Raw genomic sequence first — 19,772 nt, 5'->3', positions numbered from 1 at the left:
TTATTTTGTGCAAACTACTTGTTCCGTAAACCTAAGGTCAATTTTATTGTATTTGTATAACGTACTATCTAAAACAGCCTTTTGAAAAAAGGCTTTATAGTTTTTAAATTTTCTATCAACATTCATGGTACGACCAAAATCTATAACGTAATCATAGTTTCGGTTAAACATTTTTAGGCTGCCATTAGGCATAATTTGTATCGCAATGATGTTTTTTCTCAAAAACGCATCGTCGTAAATTGTGCGAAATAAAGCAGCTAAATCTTCGTTATTTTTTTCATTTATTGCCCCTGAAACAAGAGGAACTCGCGCCGTAAAATTATCTGACAAGGACATTTTATCGCCCTCATAGTCAATATAAAAAGAGTGATCACCATTATAGATTCTTGCTATTGGTGTCTTCTGTTTTACTACCGCTTTTAGAACACCGTCGATACTTACAAAAACATCTGACTTCTCAATCATGTCTTGCGTATCAAGGGTTTTCTCTATCTTATTCAAATCTACTTCATCTTTTCTAATACTGGAAGCGTCTCTTTTATTTTCTATCAACAATTTATTAACCGTTTCCGGCTTCACAAAAAGCGTATTTTCTCCTACAAAAACAACCATAGATTTTTTCAGTTTTCTATCTCCATTTCGGTGCTGCGCGAAAGAATATAGAAAAAGAACAAGCCCTAAAATGAGTACTAATCGAATATTTGTCCAATTAAATATTTTCATTCAGCATTTTTTTGATTGATGGTACCATTTCACCAATATCACCAGCTCCAATTGTTACAATTATCGGCGCATCACTGGCTTTGATTTCCGCTAATAAATCTTCTTTTGCAACAATTTTTTTGTTCGAATTGGTCATTTTATCCAACAGCCATGGCGATGTAATTCCTTCCATCGGTAATTCACGTGCCGGATAAATATCCATTAAAAACACTTCGTCAAACTGAGATAAACTTTCGGCAAAACCATCAGCAAAATCCCTTGTTCTGCTAAACAAATGCGGTTGGAAAATCGCCAAAACTTTACGCCCCGGATACAATTCCCTAACTGCCTGATGAACAGCATTTATTTCTGTTGGATGATGTGCATAATCATCAATATAAACCAAATTTTCAGATTTAATCTGATAAGAAAAACGTCTTCTAATTCCATTAAATGAAGCAATAGCTTTTGCAATGGCGTCAGTTGGGGTGCCATACGTTTTCGCCATCGCAATAGCCATTAACCCATTCATTAAATTGTGTTTTCCCGGCAATCCAAAATGAAGATCTTTTATTATTTCTGACGGCGTCTGCACATCAAAAACATAACTTCCATCTTCAATTCGAACATTATAGGCCTTATATACAGCATCTTCATTTATAGCGCATTGAACTCCTTCAAGAGGCAATTCTTTGGTTATGAATAATTTACTTTTATCTTCTACTTTCGAAGCAAACTCAACAAACGAAGCTTCAATGGCATCACTTGTTCCGTAAATATCCAAATGGTCTGCATCCATAGAGGTTATGCAGGCAATATTTGGGTGTAAATGAAGGAACGAACGATCAAATTCATCTGCTTCTACAACGGTAACCGTTTTCCCGGTTCCAATTAAATTTGAATTATAATTTTCTACAATTCCACCCACAAATGCCGTAACATCTGCGCCGCTTTCGTATAAAATATGTCCTAAAATACTTGATGTTGTGGTTTTACCGTGTGTCCCGGCAACGGCGAAACTAAAAGTGTCTTTGGTGATAATCCCTAAAACCTCTGCACGCTTTTTAATTTCGTAATTTCTTTCAATAAAATAATGCCATTCTGAATGTGTTGAAGGAACAGCAGGTGTAAAAATCACCAGCGTATTCTCCACATAATAATCAGATGGAATTAAACTAATATTGTCTTCAAAATGAATATCAATACCACTTTCAATTAATTCACTTGTCAGCATAGAAGGCGTTTTATCATAACCTGAAACTTTTTTCCCAATATATTTGAAATAGCGGGCCAAAGCACTCATTCCGATGCCTCCAATACCAATAAAATAAACGTTTTGTATTTGATTTAAATTCATTTTTAAATATGTTTTTCAGACTTGATTGTTTCTATTTTTATCTGTAAGAAACTAGCAATTAAACTTTTGCATTTTTGAAGTCTTTTCAAGCCTAAATTGCCTAAAATAGCCTTCTTATTTATTTTCTGCGTTGTATAATTTTTATAAAATATTATATTATAACAACTTTTTGATTTGTTCTACAATTACTTTGGTTGCATCTGGTCTTGCCAGTTTTTTAATATTTGCACTCAGTTGTTTTTGTTTTCCGTCATCTTTCAGCAGCGCTTCAAAAACAATGCTAAACTCGTTGTCAAGCTCAGATTCTTTCAACAAAATTGCACCTTTAGCGTCTACAATCGCATGAGCATTTTTAGTCTGGTGATCCTCAGCGACATTAGGAGACGGAATAAAAATGACTGGTTTCCCTACAATGCATAATTCCGAAACTGATGAAGCTCCTGCTCTTGAAATAATGACATCGGCTGCAGCATATACAAAATCCATTCTTTCAATAAAATCAACGACTCTTACGTTTTGCTGATTGTATTTTTTGTAATCCTCAAAATATAATTTTCCGCATTGCCAGATAATCTGAACATCCTGTGAAAGGAAATTTTGAAGTTCTTTTTCAATTAACTGATTGATTCTTCTCGCTCCCAAACTTCCTCCCAATACCAGCAGTGTTTTTCTATTCAGGTCAAGACCATAAAAAGCAATTGCTTCATCACGTTTGGTATCGATATCAATTAAATCCTGACGAACCGGATTTCCTGTCAAAACGATTTTTTCTTTTGGAAAAAATCTTTCTAAATTTTCATACGCCACACAAATTGCATTTGCTTTTTTGCTCAACAATTTGTTTGTAATTCCCGGAAACGAATTCTGTTCCTGAATTACGGTTGGAATTCCTGCTGAACCTGCCGCTTGTAATAATGGTCCGCTGGCAAAACCTCCGGTTCCAATTACAGCATTTGGTTTAAACTTTCTAATGATGCGTCTTGACTCTAATAAACTTGTAGCCAGTTTCAAAGGAAACATCATATTTTGCAAGGTTAATTTTCTTTGTAAACCAGCAATCCAAAGACCTTGTATTTCATAACCTGCCTGAGGTACTTTTTGCATTTCCATTTTATCTTTGGCACCTACAAAAAGAAATTCAGCATCAGGAAATTGTAATTTTAATTCATTTGCAATAGCAATTGCAGGATAAATATGCCCTCCTGTTCCTCCCCCGCTTAGTATGAATTTATACTTTGTCATAAATTATTCTATCCCTTTTATTTATTTAAAACTGCATTCATCGGATTTTTTGAATTATCCTGAATTGAATACATGGCTTCGTCTTCGTAAATTTCTTCTCTTTCATCAACTGGCAAATCTTCTTCTGCCAATTCTTTGTCTATTAATCTTTGAAGTGCTTCTTTTCTTCTTTCCTTTTCTTCCTGCTCTTCTGCAATTTCTTCGTCTTTCTTAGTTACACTAATAATGATTCCAAGAGAGAAACAAGTCATCCAGATTGAACTTCCTCCCGAACTTATCAGCGGAAGCGTCTGCCCTGTTACCGGTAATAATTCGACGGCGACCGCCATATTAATCATCGCCTGAAATATCATGGGAAATCCGAGGCCGACGACGACTAGTTTTCCAAATAACGTATTGGCTTTATGCGAGGCAATCACAAATCGGAACAATAACAATAAATACAGAACTAATATTGAAACGCCGCCTACTAAACCATATTCTTCTACAACAATAGCATAAATAAAATCGGAAGATGACTGTGGTAAAAAGTTCTTTTGGACACTTTTACCTGGTCCTAATCCGCCTAATCTTCCTGATGCGATTGCAATTTTTGCTTTTTCAATCTGATAATCATCTTCATCCGGTTTATCTGTGGTGAAGTTCATAATACGACTTTCCCATGTTGAGACCCTGCTGAAAAATCTTGATTCCGGAAATGCTTTTGCTACCAAAAGGAAAAATGCCAACATGGCAATTCCCGACCCGATGATAAAAGCAATATATTTTAATGGATATTTACCAATAAATGTCAGCATCATTACCATTGCAAAAATCAACGCTGTGGTCGAAAAGTTGGCTGGCAATATCAATGCTAAAGTGATAAAAACCGGTATCCAAAGCTGAATAAACGAGGTTTGAAACGGTTCGTTTTCTTCTTTGGTTTTTGACAAATAACGCGCTACGTAAATAAATAATACGCTGGCTGCTAATGTTGATGTCTGAAATGTAATTCCAATGAACGGTACCTGAATCCAACGACTTGCATTTGCTCCTGCAATTACAGTTCCTTTCAACAAGGTGTATAATAATAACAGCCAAACCACCGGAAGGGCAATTTTCGAAATCGCTCTAAAATAATGATACGGCACTTTGTGAACCCAGTAAATAATCAGAAAGCCAATACAAACGTGAGCCAAGTGTTTTACTAAATAACCCAATGTATTTCCGGTTCCGTGACCTATATACGCCAGATTACTACTCGCACTAAAAACAGGCATAAACGAAAACAACGCCAATAGAGCCACGAATGACCATATTACCCTATCTCCTTTTAGTTTGTTAACTAGCTCCTTCATTGTTGTTTTGTTTCAAGTTTCTTTTTGTTTCAGGTTTCACGTTTCAGGTGTCGAACTTGAAACGTGAAACTTTAAACTATTTTCTACAAGTTATGGACTGCTTGTTTGAATTGTTTTCCACGATCTTCGTAGTTTTCGAATAAATCGAAACTCGCGCAGGCTGGAGACAATAAAACAGCGTCACCTTTTTCTGTTAATCTCTGAGCAGTTTTTACTGCATCGCTCATATTGTTTACTTCAACCATAATGTCTACTACAGCTCCAAAAGCGTCAATAATTTTACGGTTGTCGACTCCTAAGCAGATAATCGCTTTTACTTTTTCACGAACTAATGACATTAATTCGTTGTAATCATTTCCTTTATCAACTCCTCCTACAATCCAAACCGTTGGAACATTCATGCTGTCTAAAGCAAAGAAAGTAGCGTTTACGTTTGTTGCTTTTGAATCGTTGATATATTGTACATTCTGAATTTTTAATACTTTTTCTAAACGGTGCTCAACACCTTGGAAATTAGATAAACTTTCACGAATCGTTGCATTTCTAATTTGCATCAATTTTGCTACAGAGCTTGCTGCCATTGCGTTTTTCATATTATGTTTTCCTTCTAACGCAATGTGTTCAGTATCCATTGTAAACTCTTCTTGGTTGATCTTTATTTCCATTTTGTTGTTATTTATAGAAGCCCCTTCATCGAATGTTTTGGTCAATGAAAAAGGAATTAATTTTGCTTTTGTTTTGTTGTTTTTTAACCATTCTGCGCTTGCTTCATCGTCTGCATCATAAATGAGATAATCACTTTCGGTCTGGTTCATCGTTATTCGGAATTTCGAATTGATATAATTTTCATATTTATATTCATATCGATCCAAATGATCCGGGCTGATATTGGTTATTATGGCAATATCCGGCCGGTAATCTATTATTCCGTCTAATTGAAAACTGCTTAATTCAAGAACGTATGCGTCGTATTTATTTTCGGCTACCTGCCAGGCAAAACTCTTTCCTATATTTCCTCCTAAACCTACATTGAGTCCGGCTGATTTTAGCAAATGATACGTAAGCATTGTGGTGGTTGTTTTACCATTACTTCCCGTAATCCCTACTGTCAGCGCTTCTGTAAAAGGTTTTGCGAATTCTATTTCCGAAATTACTTTTACTCCCGCCGCAACCAGCTTTTTTATTATTGGAGATTTCTCCGGAATTCCCGGGCTTTTCATCACCACATCAGCATTCAGAATCAAATCTTCGGTATGCTGTTCTTCTTCCCAGGCAATCTTATTAATGATAAGAACTTCTTTATAGCTTTCTTTTATCTTTCCGAAATCAGATACAAAAACGTCATATCCTTTTTTCTTTCCGAGAATGGCGGTTCCAACACCGCTTTCTCCTCCGCCCAATACCACTAATCTCATCTATCTTAATTTTAAAGTAACGATTGATAAAATGGCTAACATTACGGCAACAATCCAGAAACGGGTCACAATTTTACTTTCATGATATCCTTTTTTCTGATAATGATGATGAAGCGGTGACATCAGAAAAATTCTTCGGCCTTCGCCAAAACGCTTCTTAGTATATTTAAAATAAGTTACCTGAATAATTACGGAAGCACTTTCGGCAAGGAAAATTCCGCAAAACAAAACAATCAATATTTCTTTACGAACTGCAATAGCTAATACTGCGATGATTCCTCCAATGGTCAAACTTCCCGTATCTCCCATAAATACTGATGCCGGAAATGAATTGTACCAAAGAAATCCAATTAATGCTCCAACAAAAGCAGATATAAAGACGGTCATTTCTCCCGAATTGGGGATATACATTATATTGAGATAATTTGAAAAAATAATATTTCCTGAAACGAATGTAAATATCCCGAGTGCGAGGACAGAAACTGCGGAAGTTCCGGCCGCGAGCCCATCGATACCATCCGTTAAATTTGCCCCGTTTGAAACTGCTGTGATTATGAAAATTACAACTGGAATAAATATCAGCCAGGCCCATTTTTCATATCCGTCACCCATAAAAGAAAGAACTTCAGCATAATCAAATTCATTATTTTTTACGAAAGGAATTGTAGTTGCTGTCGATTTTTCCTCAACTGGCGCAGGCAGTACAACTGTTGTATTTGCTGCAGTTTTAAAAACATCTGTACGTCCGGTATCGGTTCTTACTGTAACGGCAGGATTAAAATAAAGAACTGCACCTACAATAATTCCAAGACCAACCTGACCTATAACTTTAAAAATTCCTTTAAGTCCTTGTTTGTCTTTTTTGAATATTTTGATATAATCGTCAACAAAACCAATAGTTCCCATCCATAGCGTTGTTACAATCAGTAAAACGATATAAATATTATGCAGCCTAGCAAATAGAAAAACTGGAATTAATGTAGCAAAAATGATAATTAATCCTCCCATTGTAGGCGTACCTGCTTTCTCGTTTTGACCTGCAAGACCCAGTTCGCGAACTGTTTCTCCAACCTGCTGACGACGCAAAAAGTTAATCACCCTTTTACCATAAATAGTTGACAAAAGCAGTGAAAGCATAAATGCTAAAGCCGATCTAAAAGTAATGTATTGGAAAACCCCTGTTCCCGGCACATCTAATGTTTTGTCAAAATATTCAAATAAATAGTACAGCATATCCCTTTATTTTAATTTTCAATTTCTTTTTTTTCAAATTCCAGTTTTTATGGTGTGGTATTCTGGAATTAGAATATTATTTATTCAGTTGATCTAAAATTTCTTTTACCGTTTCCATATCATCAAAATGATGGCGAACCCCATTTATTTCCTGATACGTTTCGTGTCCTTTACCGGCAATTAAAATGATATCATTTGGCTGAGCCAATTGACAAGCGGTTTTAATAGCTTGTTTTCTGTCGGTAATTCTCAATATTTTTTTATAATTATGGGCTTCAACACCTTGTTCCATTTCATCTAAAATCACTTCAGGATCTTCGTTTCTTGGATTATCAGATGTTAAAATTGCTTTATCACTAAGATCTGTCGCAATTTTAGCCATAACAGGTCTTTTTGTTTTGTCTCTATTTCCGCCGCAGCCTACAACCGTAATTAGTTGTTCGTTTTTGGTACGGATATCACCAATTGTTTTTAGAACATTTTCTAAAGCATCCGGAGTATGTGCATAATCTACAATTGCAGTTACTTTAGAATCAGTAACTATGTATTGAAAACGCCCCGAAACACTTTCTAAATCAGACAATAAACGCAACGCTTCAAGACTATCTAATCCTAACTCAACTGCTGTACCATAAATCGCCAAAACATTGTAAGCATTAAAAGTTCCAATAAGCTTAACCCAAACTTCATTATCATTGATTTTCAACAATAAACCTGACAATTGGCTTTCTAAAATTGTTGCTTTAAAATCAGCATACGTTTTTAGAGCGTATGTAAACTTTCTTGCCGCCGTGTTTTGCAGCATTACAGTTCCGTTTTTATCATCGATGTTCGATAATACAAAAGCTGTTTTTGGCAGAGAATCGAAAAATGATTTTTTTACATCTCTGTATTCTGCAAAAGTTGGATGATAATCCAAATGATCGTGCGAAAGGTTCGTGAAAATCCCGCCCACAAAATGTAAAGCTTCTGTACGTTTTTGATGGATTCCGTGCGAACTCACTTCCATAAAACAATGCGTTACTCCTGCTTCAATCATTTCATTTAAATAATGATTGATTGTAATAGAATCCGGCGTTGTATGCGTTGCAGGATATTCGGTTTCATCGACTATGATTTTTACAGTTGATAATAATCCAACTTTAAACCCTGCTTTTTTAAACAACTGAAACAATAACGATGCAATTGTTGTTTTTCCGTTTGTACCTGTTACGCCAACTAATTTTAGTTTTGCAGATGGATCTTCAAAATAATTAGCAGCCATAAAAGCCAAAGCGGTATTGGTATCTTTTACCTGAATATAAGTAACGTCTTTCTGAATATTTTCAGGAAGTGTATCACAAATAATGGCTTTTGCACCTAACTGAATTGCTTTTTCGATATAATCGTGTCCATCAGAAAGTGAACCGCGAATTGCCACAAAAACATCGTTTGATTCTACCTTACGTGAATCAAATTCAATTTTCTGGATACCAATGTCTGTCAAACCTGTTACAGATTCGATAGCCACTTTATATAATATGTCTTTTAGTATTTTCACGATAATTCTAATACTATAGTTGTGTTTTTAATTATGTTTTGTCCCGCCTGAATCGATTGATTCTTAACTTTTCCAAATCCGTTTACTTTTACTTTTAAACCTAAATTCTCAAGCAAAGCAACCGCGTCCATTCCCGGCATTCCTTTTAAATTAGGAATCTGATTTAATTTCTTATTGGCCTCCTTCTCATATTTATCATAACTGATTTCTTGTTTTGAAATCTTCGAATCCAGTTGTTTTATTTTATTGGTTGAAGGCGCATCTGTAAAAATCTTCTGAGCGATTCTTTTAAAAACCGGCCCTGCAACATCTGCTCCGTAATAATTATTTTTAGATGTATTGGGTTTGTGAACCACTACAATACAAGAATATTTTGGGTGATCTGCCGGAAAATATCCAACGAAAGAAGAGGCATAATACAATGCTGATTTTCCTTCTTTACCTCCGTAATTAACCTGAGCTGTTCCTGTTTTTCCTGCCATGGAAAAATCTTTCGAATACAGTTTAGAGCCTGTTCCTTTTTTAACCACATTTTGCAAAACTGCTCTTACTTTCTTCAATGTCTCAGGCGAACAAACTCTTGGGTTTATTACTTCAACATCAAATTTCTTGATGGTTTTGTTCCATTCTTTTATTTCAGATACAAACTGCGGTTTTACCATAACCCCATTATTAGCTACTGAATTGTAAAATGCTAATATCTGCATTGGCGTAACTGAAACATTATATCCAAAAGCCATCCACGGAAGTGTAGTTCCTGACCAATGTTTGTCTCCGGGCTGTGGAATATATGGTCTTCCTTCTCCCTTAAAATGCAATCCTAATGTCTTGTCTAATCCGTATCCTTTAATATGATTTACAAACTTAGACGGGTTATTTTTGTAATTGTTATAAACCGCCTGAACCATTACAGTATTTGATGAAAGTTCGAATCCGCGAGCCAATGAAACTTTTCCGTAACCGCCATGATGCGAATCGCGTACCGATTTTCCATAGTATTTAACTACACCACCGTTACTGTCATAAACCGTACTCGTGTCGGCTACTTTATCTTCTAAAATCGCCATTAAATCCACTAGTTTAAAAGTCGATCCGGGTTCCTGAGATTCTGCAATAGCATAATTTGTTGTTTCGTAATACGATCCGTCTTCTGCTCTTCCTAAATTCGAAATTGCTTTAACATGTCCTGTTTCAGTTTCCATAACCACAACACAACCGTGATCCGCTTCGTAATCTTCTAATTGTTTTAACAAAGCATGGTGCGCAATATCCTGAATAAAAACGTCTATTGTCGAAATAACATCGTAACCGTCAATTGGATCTACTTCATTTACATCGCGAATAGGTTTCCATTGTCCTTTTGCAATTTTCTGTTTTAGAATTTTCCCGTCTTTTCCATTCAAATAGTTCTTAAAAGCCCATTCGATTCCTTTTCCAACTTCTACTCCTGTAGCAGGGTCAATTCGGTCATAACCAATAGTTCTTTCTGCAATTTTTCCTATCGGATGTTTTCTAACCGTTTCCTGTTCTACAATGATTCCGCCTTTAAAAGCGCCTAAATTGAATAATGGAAAACCTTTAATTTTCACATATTCGGTATAACTTAAATTGCGGGCAATTAAATAATAACGGTTTTTATTTGCTCTGGCTTTTCTTAATTCTTTTTCATAATACCCTGATGGTCTGTCTAAAACAGTTTCTAAAGAATCTGATAATAACTTAATATATTTTTCAAAAGTTTCTGTCTTTGGCGCTTTTGCATCAAAACGAATTTCATAATTCGGGATTGATGTTGCCAGCAAACTTCCGTCAGCAGAATAGATATTTCCTTTATTTGCCGGAATCACAAAGTTTCTAACAGTACGCTGTTTTGCCAGTTTTCTGTAGTAATCTCCCTCAACCCATTGAATATTGGTTAATTTAACGACAATAGCAATTGCCATCAAAAAGATGAAAACTGCTACGAGGTAAATTCTGTAGGATATATGTTTATCGTCTACTGCCATATTCTTTTAAAGAAATTTTTTTCTTCTTCTTTTTTAACTTCTATTTTCACCGGAGGCACCGTTGATGGAAAAATCTGCTTTTCGAGCATTTTATCTGATATCGTCGACTCCATTTTCAACTTCATTAATTCTGAACGTCGATCTACAAATTCTGATCTTAGTTCTTTTACTTCGTTATTTAGTTTTGCTATTTCAAAAACCTTTTGCTCGTATCGCTGTGTATTTGCAATCATCAGAATCGCCAGCAGAATTATAAAAACAATGAATCGCCAGTTTTTTACGGCATCGTCGTTTATTAGAAATCTTGCTTTTAATATGCTGAATACTCCACTTTTCATTTTCTACCTATATATATGTATTATATCTTTTCAGCAATTCTCAATTTTGCACTTCTTGCTCTATTGTTTATTTTGATTTCTGCATCATCCGGAACAATCAGTTTTCCTATTGTTTTAAACGGTACTGAAAAATTTCCGAAAAAATCCCTCTCTGGCTCTCCTTCAAACATTCCGTTTTTAATGAACCTTTTTACCAGTCTGTCTTCTAATGAGTGATAAGAGATTACAGAAAGCCTTCCGCCCGGATTCAAAATTTCAAGAGACTGTTCAATAAATTCTTTTAAAACATCCATTTCCTGGTTTACCTCAATTCGAATAGCCTGATAAATTTGAGCCAATATTTTGTTTCGAACTTTCTCAGGTAAAAACTTCTTCAGAACCTCTTTTAATTCATCTGTCGTTTTTATTGGGTAATCTCTTCTGGCTTCTACAATCGTTCTTGCTAAAACCGGTGCGTTTTTCAACTCCCCATAATCAAAAAAAACACGACGTAAATCCTGTTCTTCATATTCGTTAACCACCCGATAAGCATTTAAATCATTTTTTTGACTCATCCGCATATCCAGTTCAGCATCGAATCGGGTTGAAAAACCTCTTTCCGGAACATCGAACTGATGTGATGAAACTCCCAAATCTGCCAGGATTCCATCTACTCCTCTTACACCATGAAAACGAAGAAATCTTTTTATAAATCTAAAATTCTCATTAATTAAGGTAAACCTTTCATCAGGCAGCGCATTTGCCAGCGCATCTTCATCCTGATCAAAAGCAAATAATTTTCCATTTGGCCCTAAACGTCTCAAAATCTCTTTTGAGTGTCCGCCGCCGCCAAACGTAACATCTACATAAATGCCGTCTGGCTTAATATTTAAACCATCAACTGTTGGATGAAGTAAAACCGGATTATGATATTCCATTGTCGTCGTCATTAATATTTCCCATTACTTCCTCGGCTAAATCGGCAAAATCCATATCTTCGCCGCTTATTGATTTTTCGTATAAATCTTTATCCCAAATTTCCACAATATTAACCGCAGATGAAAAAACCACATCTTTAGAAATACCAGAAAATGTCACCAAATCTTTTGGCACTAACAATCTTCCTAATGCATCAATTTCTACCACTTTTACGCCGGCAGTAAATCTGCGAATGAAATCATTGTTCTTTTTTACAAAACGATTCAACTTGTTAATTTTCGCCATCATCAAATTCCATTCATCCATTGGATACAATTCCAGACACTGCTGAAAAACCGAGCGCTTCAAGACAAAACCGTCCTGAAGAGAGACAGCCAATTGCTTTTTTAAAGGTGCAGGTATCATTAACCTCCCTTTAGCATCGACTTTACACTCATATGTTCCTACAATTGTATTCAAGAAAAACCACTTAACATGTTATACAGCAAAAATATAAAAAATTTTACCACATATTACCACTAAATACCACTTTGTTGATAAGTTTAACCATTTTACTACCACTCTGCATAAACATTATACAATCAACACTTTAGATATTAATCAGCCTACAGAATGATTCCTTTAACAATTAAAAAAATTAAACACCATTTCTCTTAAAAAATTAATTATAATGCAATGAATTTAACAATTCGATAATATTGCAAAATGCACCATAAAAGCTGATTTTTAAATAGTTATAAGTTCGACTAAAATTATGTAGTTAAAAAATGGCGGCAAAAATTCATTTTTATTTATTAAACCCTATATTTGTCGAAATTGAAATTGGCATTAGATTAGATGGACAAACACTATAAAAAAGAAGGCAAATACAGCTATTTTGAAGCTGGAGAAGGAACACCTATCGTTATTCTGCATGGGTTAATGGGAGGTCTAAGTAACTTTGATGGTGTAGCACAATATTTCCCAACGAAAGGATATAAAGTTGTTATTCCGGATTTGCCAATATACACACAAAGCATTTTAAAAACGAACGTAAAAAGTTTTGCAAAATACGTTAAAGATTTTATCACTTTTAAAGGTTTCGACAAAGTAATTCTTCTTGGAAATTCTCTTGGAGGACATATTGCTTTGTACCATACCAAACTTTATCCTGAAAAAGTAGCAGGACTTGTAATTACAGGAAGTTCAGGTCTTTACGAAAGTGCGATGGGAGACAGTTATCCGCGAAGAGGTGATTATGAATACATCAAAAAGAAAGCTGAAGATGTATTTTATGACCCAAAAATAGCAACTCCGGAACTTATTGATGAAGTGTATGCGACTGCAAATGACCGCATAAAATTGATCAAAACTTTAACGATTGCCAAGAGCGCAATTCGCCATAATATGGCTAAAGATTTACCTAAGATGGATGTAGAAACCTGTATCATTTGGGGTAAAAATGACTCTGTAACTCCTCCAAATGTTGCAGAAGAGTTTGATAAATTATTGCCTAATTCAACATTGTATTGGATTGACAAATGTGGACACGCAGCTATGATGGAACATCCTCAGGAATTTAATGAAATTCTTGAAAAATGGCTTACTGATCAGAAATTATAGCATCTAACTTTCGATTTTAAAGGAGGTTTTTAAAACCAAAGAACATGAAAATTAATACCGCCGAATTTATTATCAGTAATTCTGATGCATCAAAATGCCCGAAAGATTTTATACCGGAATACGCATTTATAGGCCGATCTAATGTTGGTAAATCATCGTTGATAAACATGATTACCAATCATAAAAACTTAGCAAAAACATCTGGAAGACCAGGAAAAACGCAGCTAATAAATCACTTCAAAATCAACAACAATTGGTTTTTGGTCGATTTACCGGGTTATGGATATGCTAAAGTTTCAAAAAAAACGAAATCTATTTTCCAACAGTTTATTACAGATTATTTTGAAAACAGAGAGCAGTTAGTCTGTGCTTTTGTACTGATTGATATTCGCCATGAAGCTCAAAAAATAGACATTGAGTTTATGTCATATATGGGTGAAAGCGAAATTCCGTTTTGCATTATTTTTACCAAAGCAGACAAAATCAGTAAAGTAAAAGTTGATTCGCATATTGCAGCTTATCGCAAGCAGATGTACGCAAACAACTGGGCCGAAATGCCTCAATACTTCGTAACCTCATCAACTGAATCTATTGGAAAAGAAGAACTTTTAACTTATATAGATGAAGTTAATCAAGAGGTTTTTAAAAACAACAGCGGTTTTTTGAATTCTATTTAAGAAGTTAAATTTTAATATACAAAATCCCAAATTCCAATATAAACAAGTGGAATTTGGGATTTTTATTTTTAAAGAAAAATCTTAAGCATTATATTTTTAAACTATATTTGAAGCAAATCAATTATAGTCTATGGGTAATTTTAAATCGCTTTATTTCACATGCTGCTTTGTTTTTATTTTAGCCTTTTCATCATGCCAGTCATCACGTTATATGTTTATGACAGGGCAAAGAACCGGTGTTGATTTTACATCCGGTAAATGGCTGTTGAATGAATTAGACTGCCCCAAAGCTTCTAAAGATAAACTAACCGAAGAGTCCTTAACTTTTTTCAAAAAAAGCCTCGGAGAACGTGTATTTTATATTCATGACGTTAATGGACTGCTTGTTACCCGAAAGATTAATTTAAACCCTAATAGTGTCAAAATAAAGGAACTTAAAGACGGAACCGGCTTTGACTTTTTTATTAATATCTCTACCAAAAAAAATAAAAGTGACTTAGCATCGGTAGAACTTTATCCTGATGACTACAGCTCAGGAAAAAACGAGGCTTCTGTAATTCTGGAAATTTACGATTTGAATTTACAGCAAATTATTTATTCGCAAAATGTTATAGGCATCACTCAAAAAGAAAATACAAAATCAGTGTGGGAAACACAAAAATCAAGCAAACTTGCAGACAATGTTGTCTTTTACAAAAATTCAAATGTTCTTATGACAGGTGCTTTGAAAAGGATTTTTAAGGATTTAAAGAAAAGATCTGTCAGGTAAAATGAAAAACAAGAAAACTCTAAATTCAATTGCTCATCCTGAAAAAAGATTACATATTTATTTTTTGTGTAAATCTATTTTAGTGAGATACATTTCCTCGTTCCTCCAATAAACTACATCTGATTTTTCAAATCATTACTTTTATCTAATGTAAACAATCGTAAAAGTGCCTTTTCGAGTTTGATTTCTTTCTTGTCATTTTTTAAAACCACTGTAAAATTTTTAAAATCGTCATCAACAGTTATGAAAATTGTAATAACTGACTTGGGGCTTGCTTCTTCCAGATTTTTGAAAGCCTCTATGGTTTCCTGCTCATCGAGTGTTTCCAGTCTAATCAAGTAATTCCTATAATTTTGAGCTGTGACATACATGCCTAATTTATTTGGAACTACCTTACTGCTTGGCTCCAGCATGGTTTTGTTGAATTCTTCCTGACTAATTTTCGGAGCTAAACATCTCATATATTCGCTATTAAAAACCTATATAATGGTGATACATTACTAATGGCTTATTAAACCCCACTTTCCAATTGTAGCGCAGCCTGTAATCGTCCCATTGCTTACAGTTTATTTTACCTTGTTTAATTATTTCCCGCACTTCAGGAGGAACTTCTCTGGATAGCAGCTCTTTTTCAACCACAGCCTCAGGCATATCACCACTTGATTTAAAATGCGCTTTATATACTTCATTAGCTTCTTTTCGGCTTAGCTCTCTGGCTTGGTATCTTCCTATCTCTACTTTATTCTGGCCATTCATCCATACTACCACCATCCCTTTTGGAGCTAATCCTACCGTGAGGGAATTGTAGATTTCCCAATGCAGGATTTCTTTACCATCCTTAGATTCAATTGGAATGCTATATCTCATATACCCTTCCTTAAAATAAATTGTAGATTTTTTGTTGTGGCAGCGCAAATTTTCCTTCATAAATTTTCATCTCGGTTGGTGCATACCATACAATACTCACATGATCAGGGGCAGGTTTTGACTGACTGGACCAACTGCGGGCAGAGCCTGTCCAATTTGATCCTCCAGTATCACTCATGTTTGGAATCAGAGTTATGTATTTGCCTCCATTTGAATAAAATACATTTGGAGATAATACTACTACGGGGTAACCTTTTGGAGTGCAAGCCATTCCGTCCCAATCAAATTTTTCTTCGTTCATGTTTACTTTCTTTTGACACGCAGTAAATTGCGTAATTAGAATAAATGTTATTACTATAATTATTTTGTGCTTCATTTGGTTCGCGTTTATGCGTTGTCTGCAATTATTGTACGTTTCATTGAAGTAAACCCATCTGGCCTGTTTGTTTCCATACCCATGGAGTCATTTGCTGAAATGTGTAAATATCGGTTGCGGATAAATTTAAATTCATGAATGTTTTTCCATTCTTTTCTTCGTTTCTCCTCAATTTCACTTTTTGTGTAGTATTTTAATTTGGATTTGTTTATAAAAAGTATTATTCTATTCAACATACCTATAAGGGGAATTTTCATTATAAAAATCCCAAACAAGCATATCTTCATTTCCTTTTTTATCTTTTATATAATATGTTGTCATTTCGTTCCCATCCGATAAATAGAAGTACGACTCATAATTATTTATTATAAACCTTGATCGTAAACCAATACTGTCGTTATGATTGCGTAATTTCTCAAGAGGTATTTCTTTAATAGGAATTTTTAATTCTTTATAATATTGTTCAATATCCTTTTTTGTTTTAAACAGTCCCTTTTGTTGATTGTTATTGTTGATAGGGCTCATTATACTTTTGAATTCTAAAATATCATTTTTAAAAAAATAGGTAATAATTTTTCCTTTTATTGCATTACTATCTTTAAAAACAGGAATAGGTCGTTTATTATTTGTTGGGGCAATATTAGTATAAACAACCATAATGAATTTTGTAAATTTTGATGGAGCTACAGGATCTCCATCTTTTAAAGTATGCTTCTCATTAACAATTCCTTCCCATACTGTCATTGAATATTTATAGAATCCATTGTTAATTAATTCTTGTTGAGTAACTTTTTTATTTAAGTAATGATTTATCTTATCCCTTTTTGTACAAGAATACAGTAAGAGTAAAACAAATATCGATAAGCATAATTTTCTCATTATTTAATCTTATTTTTATATTCGACTATAGGTTCAATACCTTTTAATATATTCTCTTCTCTTTGTTGAGTTACACCTTGTTTCTTTTGGTAAAACTCTCCATCTTGACCTTGTTCTGCTAAGTAATCTTGATCAAAAGATTTTTTACCAATCTGACATATTTAATACATAGGAAAAGCCTTGTATAAATTATTGATTTCAGGTTCAAGACCAAGTAAAAAAAAATACGCAGCTCTTTTTCAACCACAGCCTCAGGCATATCTCCACTTGATTTAAAATGGGCTTTATATACTTCATTGGCCTCCTTTCTGTCTAGTTCTCTAGCTTGGTACCTCCCAATTTCTATTTTGTTCTGGCCATCCATCCATACGACTACCATCCCTTTTGGAGCTAATCCTATAGTAAGGGAATTATAGGTTTCCCAATGCAGGGTTTCTTTTCCATCCTTAGATTCAATTGGAATGCTATATCTCATATACCCTTCCTTAAATAAATTGTAGATTTTTTGTTGTGGCAGCGCAAATTCTCCTTCATAAATTTTCATCTCGGTTGGTACATACCATACAATACTCACATGATCTGGTGCGGGACTTGGCTGACTGGACCAAATACGGGCAGAGCCCGTCCAATTTTGATCCTCCAGTATCACTCATGTTTGGAATCAGAGTTATGTATTTGCCTCCATTTGAATAAAATACATTTGGAGATAATACTACGGGGTAACCTTTTGGGGTGCAAGCCATTCCATCCCAATCAATTTTTTCATATGTTTTATAATTATAAAATTGAAAAACATTTGCAATTATTGTTATTAACAAAATTATTGTAAGAAATTTATTGGTTAAATTGTATATTACTTCCTTCTTCATAATTTAATTTCTAAAAGCTGTCTTCAATCCCATTAGGTACAAAAACAACATCCAACAAATGATTGAAATAATAACAAAACAAACTAATAATACTCCTATGACTTTTCTATACAATAAATTCTCGCTCTCACGAATATAAACGAATATCAGTAATATATCCATTGTTATAATAGTCCCAAAAGAAACAGCCTCCGTAGAATGTGAACCTCCATTAAAATAGGTTTGCAGAGATATGGCAATTAATATTAGTAAAAAGATTGTTAAAGTTAATTTCATTTTTGTCATTTAAATTATTATTGTAAAATTTCCCTGTCTTGTCCTAAAAAATTGCATATCTATTTTTTTGTAAAACTATTTTTAGGACGTGACAGTTTGTAAAACGACAACTATCTTGTTTGAAAAAAACAACTACATCTTATTCTTCAAGTCATTGTTTTTACCCGATAGCGCAGATATGCAATCCGTGCCCGCAACAATAAGACACAATACAAATTATCAATGCAAAAGCTATAAAGAATCATGTAGTTTTTGTCTTTATTTAAAATTAAAAACCAATCTTTGCTAACCTGGATTGCAAATCCGCGCCATCGGGTTTAAAAGTTTTATAGTTTTTTTATCCCTATTGCTCCATATTTTAACAAAGCTGATTGTATTATTTATACGACTCATTATACACTTTATGATTGTTAGGATATATGCGGATGCTGTCAACCTTAAGAACTTGGTTGTTTAGAAAAACTTCAATACTTCTATTGTCTTCTGCAATTTTTATCTGCATTTCATTATCGCCCGATATATTTTTAAAACGTTCAAATAATTCTTTTTGATTGAAAAAAATTCTTCCTTCAAATTTTTCATTTTTTCCAGTTTCCCAGAAAAACTGCATTACACTTGGCAGTGCCCTTTCTTTCATTTTATTTTCTAAGAGCCACGGGCGCAGCATTTGGTCTTTTTCGGCATTATAATATTCTGTATCAACTTCAAAGATTTTAAATTGCGGGTTCTCAGATATAAAAACGGGCCTCCAGTTATAACGAATGCGATAAGTATCCCATAATTCACAGCTGGCATCTGGATTGTATTTTTTTCTGGCTAATTCGTCAAAGTATTCGGGAGTAAAACGCCAAGTCCTTAAATGGATTTCTTTGGCCTGCCTCAGTTCTTGCGGATCAGTAATAACCTGTGCCTGATACCGTCCAATTTCAATTACTGTTAAACCATAATTAGCCCAGATTACCACCATGCCTTTTGGGGTAAAGCCAAAAATAAGACTTGTAAAAGCATCGTAAGATCTATATGGAGCTTCTGTATCCTGAATAAAACTTAAATCTGTATCGCCTTCGTAAACATATTCTTTAACTGTTTTTCCTTTAATTTCTTTAAAAGCATAGTTTCGTTTTACAAGATCTTTCATTTTTTCTACAGGAAACTCTATTTTCAGCCTGTAAAAAGCATTATCGTAACCGGCATAATAGGTAATATCTGCACCTATTGGTGTGCCATGCTGTTCTGTCCACATGCCTCCAGAATTTCCCCATTTGCCGGAAGAACTGCCAAAAGGCATACCGGCACGAATGCCTTCCAGAGTAAAAATTTCATCTTTTACCATATCCACAGAATATTTATTTTCAGGATGGCACATTTC

General features: G+C 34.4%; 21 protein-coding genes. 3 read left to right on the top strand and 18 right to left on the bottom strand.

Annotated features, from left to right (window positions below):
• The 11 genes from L1276_RS18955 to L1276_RS18905 form a co-directional block, all read right to left on the bottom strand.
• Positions 1 to 723, bottom strand: coding sequence for a cell division protein FtsQ/DivIB (locus L1276_RS18955; protein WP_253790606.1), 723 nt, complete (start codon positions 721 to 723; stop codon positions 1 to 3).
• Positions 710 to 2,059 (bottom strand): UDP-N-acetylmuramate--L-alanine ligase, encoded by a 1,350-nt coding sequence (gene murC, locus L1276_RS18950; RefSeq protein WP_253790604.1) that lies wholly within the window; start codon positions 2,057 to 2,059, stop codon positions 710 to 712. The genes L1276_RS18955 and murC overlap by 14 nt, the downstream gene beginning before the upstream one ends.
• Positions 2,060 to 2,215: 156 nt before the next feature.
• The gene (gene murG / locus L1276_RS18945) at positions 2,216 to 3,301 is read right to left on the bottom strand and encodes an undecaprenyldiphospho-muramoylpentapeptide beta-N-acetylglucosaminyltransferase (RefSeq protein WP_253790602.1); all 1,086 of its coding nucleotides are present in this window, start codon (positions 3,299 to 3,301) and stop codon (positions 2,216 to 2,218) included.
• 17 nt (positions 3,302 to 3,318) lie between these two features.
• Positions 3,319 to 4,638: an FtsW/RodA/SpoVE family cell cycle protein gene (locus L1276_RS18940; protein ID WP_253790600.1), complete on the bottom strand. Its 1,320-nt coding sequence runs from the start codon at positions 4,636 to 4,638 to the stop codon at positions 3,319 to 3,321.
• Between the two features lie 83 nt (positions 4,639 to 4,721).
• Positions 4,722 to 6,053: a UDP-N-acetylmuramoyl-L-alanine--D-glutamate ligase gene (murD, locus tag L1276_RS18935; RefSeq protein ID WP_253790598.1), complete on the bottom strand. Its 1,332-nt coding sequence runs from the start codon at positions 6,051 to 6,053 to the stop codon at positions 4,722 to 4,724.
• Positions 6,054 to 7,286 carry a phospho-N-acetylmuramoyl-pentapeptide-transferase gene (gene mraY, locus L1276_RS18930; RefSeq protein WP_253790596.1) on the bottom strand — a complete coding sequence of 411 codons (1,233 nt, stop codon included), beginning with the start codon at positions 7,284 to 7,286 and terminating at the stop codon, positions 6,054 to 6,056.
• 76 nt (positions 7,287 to 7,362) lie between these two features.
• Positions 7,363 to 8,826, bottom strand: a complete 1,464-nt coding sequence (locus tag L1276_RS18925; protein ID WP_253790593.1) for a UDP-N-acetylmuramoyl-L-alanyl-D-glutamate--2,6-diaminopimelate ligase — start codon at positions 8,824 to 8,826, stop codon at positions 7,363 to 7,365.
• Entirely contained in the window at positions 8,823 to 10,832 is a 2,010-nt protein-coding gene (locus tag L1276_RS18920; protein ID WP_253790591.1) for a penicillin-binding protein, read from the bottom strand. The genes L1276_RS18925 and L1276_RS18920 overlap by 4 nt, the downstream gene beginning before the upstream one ends.
• Complete coding sequence (locus L1276_RS18915) at positions 10,823 to 11,170, bottom strand: FtsL-like putative cell division protein (RefSeq protein ID WP_253790589.1); 348 nt, start codon at positions 11,168 to 11,170, stop codon at positions 10,823 to 10,825. Before L1276_RS18915 ends, L1276_RS18920 begins: the two co-directional genes overlap by 10 nt.
• Before the next feature lie 20 nt (positions 11,171 to 11,190).
• On the bottom strand, positions 11,191 to 12,099 hold the full coding sequence (gene rsmH, locus L1276_RS18910; protein WP_253790587.1) for a 16S rRNA (cytosine(1402)-N(4))-methyltransferase RsmH: 909 nt from the start codon (positions 12,097 to 12,099) through the stop codon (positions 11,191 to 11,193).
• Entirely contained in the window at positions 12,074 to 12,547 is a 474-nt protein-coding gene (locus L1276_RS18905) for a division/cell wall cluster transcriptional repressor MraZ (RefSeq protein ID WP_253790585.1), read from the bottom strand. Before L1276_RS18905 ends, rsmH begins: the two co-directional genes overlap by 26 nt.
• Before the next feature lie 378 nt (positions 12,548 to 12,925).
• On the opposite strand from L1276_RS18905, the gene L1276_RS18900 reads away from it, so the two are divergent.
• From L1276_RS18900 to L1276_RS18890, 3 genes are all read left to right on the top strand, one after another.
• The gene (locus L1276_RS18900; protein WP_253790583.1) at positions 12,926 to 13,690 is read left to right on the top strand and encodes an alpha/beta fold hydrolase; all 765 of its coding nucleotides are present in this window, start codon (positions 12,926 to 12,928) and stop codon (positions 13,688 to 13,690) included.
• 44 nt (positions 13,691 to 13,734) lie between these two features.
• Positions 13,735 to 14,367: a ribosome biogenesis GTP-binding protein YihA/YsxC gene (yihA, locus tag L1276_RS18895; protein WP_253790581.1), complete on the top strand. Its 633-nt coding sequence runs from the start codon at positions 13,735 to 13,737 to the stop codon at positions 14,365 to 14,367.
• 217 nt (positions 14,368 to 14,584) lie between these two features.
• Positions 14,585 to 15,136 carry a hypothetical protein gene (locus tag L1276_RS18890; RefSeq protein WP_253790579.1) on the top strand — a complete coding sequence of 184 codons (552 nt, stop codon included), beginning with the start codon at positions 14,585 to 14,587 and terminating at the stop codon, positions 15,134 to 15,136.
• 113 nt (positions 15,137 to 15,249) lie between these two features.
• Here L1276_RS18890 and L1276_RS18885 read toward each other — a convergent pair whose 3' ends face one another.
• The 7 genes from L1276_RS18885 to L1276_RS18855 all read right to left on the bottom strand — a co-directional run.
• Positions 15,250 to 15,597 (bottom strand): hypothetical protein, encoded by a 348-nt coding sequence (locus L1276_RS18885; protein WP_253790576.1) that lies wholly within the window; start codon positions 15,595 to 15,597, stop codon positions 15,250 to 15,252.
• Positions 15,598 to 15,607: 10 nt separating this feature from the next.
• Positions 15,608 to 16,003 (bottom strand): DUF2931 family protein, encoded by a 396-nt coding sequence (locus L1276_RS18880; protein ID WP_253790574.1) that lies wholly within the window; start codon positions 16,001 to 16,003, stop codon positions 15,608 to 15,610.
• A 10-nt stretch (positions 16,004 to 16,013) separates the two neighbouring features.
• Positions 16,014 to 16,304: a DUF2931 family protein gene (locus L1276_RS18875; protein ID WP_253790572.1), complete on the bottom strand. Its 291-nt coding sequence runs from the start codon at positions 16,302 to 16,304 to the stop codon at positions 16,014 to 16,016.
• A gap of 300 nt (positions 16,305 to 16,604) precedes the next feature.
• Positions 16,605 to 17,123, bottom strand: a complete 519-nt coding sequence (locus tag L1276_RS18870; RefSeq protein ID WP_253790570.1) for a hypothetical protein — start codon at positions 17,121 to 17,123, stop codon at positions 16,605 to 16,607.
• 253 nt (positions 17,124 to 17,376) lie between these two features.
• A complete protein-coding gene (locus L1276_RS18865) occupies positions 17,377 to 17,832 on the bottom strand; it encodes a DUF2931 family protein (protein WP_253790990.1) in 456 nt (151 codons plus the stop codon).
• On the bottom strand, positions 17,789 to 18,127 hold the full coding sequence (locus tag L1276_RS18860; RefSeq protein ID WP_253790996.1) for a hypothetical protein: 339 nt from the start codon (positions 18,125 to 18,127) through the stop codon (positions 17,789 to 17,791). Before L1276_RS18860 ends, L1276_RS18865 begins: the two co-directional genes overlap by 44 nt.
• A 652-nt stretch (positions 18,128 to 18,779) precedes the next feature.
• On the bottom strand, positions 18,780 to 19,772 hold a 993-nt coding region (locus tag L1276_RS18855; protein WP_253790568.1), incomplete at its 5' end, for a DUF2931 family protein.

This window comes from Flavobacterium sp. HSC-32F16 (assembly GCF_024171645.1).
Taxonomy (GTDB): Bacteria; Bacteroidota; Bacteroidia; order Flavobacteriales; family Flavobacteriaceae; genus Flavobacterium.
This window is presented reverse-complemented; position numbering and strand designations above follow the sequence as displayed.

Excerpts from the sequence above, each read along its gene's own strand:
- L1276_RS18860 (WP_253790996.1), bottom strand. The coding sequence starts at position 18,127 with ATGAAGAAGGAAGTAATATACAATTTAACCAATAAATTTCTTACAATA.
- murG (WP_253790602.1), bottom strand. The coding sequence starts at position 3,301 with ATGACAAAGTATAAATTCATACTAAGCGGGGGAGGAACAGGAGGGCAT.
- mraY (WP_253790596.1), bottom strand. The coding sequence starts at position 7,286 with ATGCTGTACTATTTATTTGAATATTTTGACAAAACATTAGATGTGCCG.
- L1276_RS18900 (WP_253790583.1), top strand. The coding sequence starts at position 12,926 with ATGGACAAACACTATAAAAAAGAAGGCAAATACAGCTATTTTGAAGCT.
- L1276_RS18880 (WP_253790574.1), bottom strand. The coding sequence starts at position 16,003 with ATGAGATATAGCATTCCAATTGAATCTAAGGATGGTAAAGAAATCCTG.
- L1276_RS18940 (WP_253790600.1), bottom strand. The coding sequence starts at position 4,638 with ATGAAGGAGCTAGTTAACAAACTAAAAGGAGATAGGGTAATATGGTCA.
- L1276_RS18870 (WP_253790570.1), bottom strand. The coding sequence starts at position 17,123 with ATGACAGTATGGGAAGGAATTGTTAATGAGAAGCATACTTTAAAAGAT.
- yihA (WP_253790581.1), top strand. The coding sequence starts at position 13,735 with ATGAAAATTAATACCGCCGAATTTATTATCAGTAATTCTGATGCATCA.
- L1276_RS18875 (WP_253790572.1), bottom strand. The coding sequence starts at position 16,304 with ATGAACGAAGAAAAATTTGATTGGGACGGAATGGCTTGCACTCCAAAA.
- L1276_RS18885 (WP_253790576.1), bottom strand. The coding sequence starts at position 15,597 with ATGAGATGTTTAGCTCCGAAAATTAGTCAGGAAGAATTCAACAAAACC.
- murC (WP_253790604.1), bottom strand. The coding sequence starts at position 2,059 with ATGAATTTAAATCAAATACAAAACGTTTATTTTATTGGTATTGGAGGC.
- L1276_RS18955 (WP_253790606.1), bottom strand. The coding sequence starts at position 723 with ATGAAAATATTTAATTGGACAAATATTCGATTAGTACTCATTTTAGGG.
- murD (WP_253790598.1), bottom strand. The coding sequence starts at position 6,053 with ATGAGATTAGTGGTATTGGGCGGAGGAGAAAGCGGTGTTGGAACCGCC.
- L1276_RS18915 (WP_253790589.1), bottom strand. The coding sequence starts at position 11,170 with ATGAAAAGTGGAGTATTCAGCATATTAAAAGCAAGATTTCTAATAAAC.
- L1276_RS18920 (WP_253790591.1), bottom strand. The coding sequence starts at position 10,832 with ATGGCAGTAGACGATAAACATATATCCTACAGAATTTACCTCGTAGCA.
- L1276_RS18890 (WP_253790579.1), top strand. The coding sequence starts at position 14,585 with ATGACAGGGCAAAGAACCGGTGTTGATTTTACATCCGGTAAATGGCTG.
- rsmH (WP_253790587.1), bottom strand. The coding sequence starts at position 12,099 with ATGACGACGACAATGGAATATCATAATCCGGTTTTACTTCATCCAACA.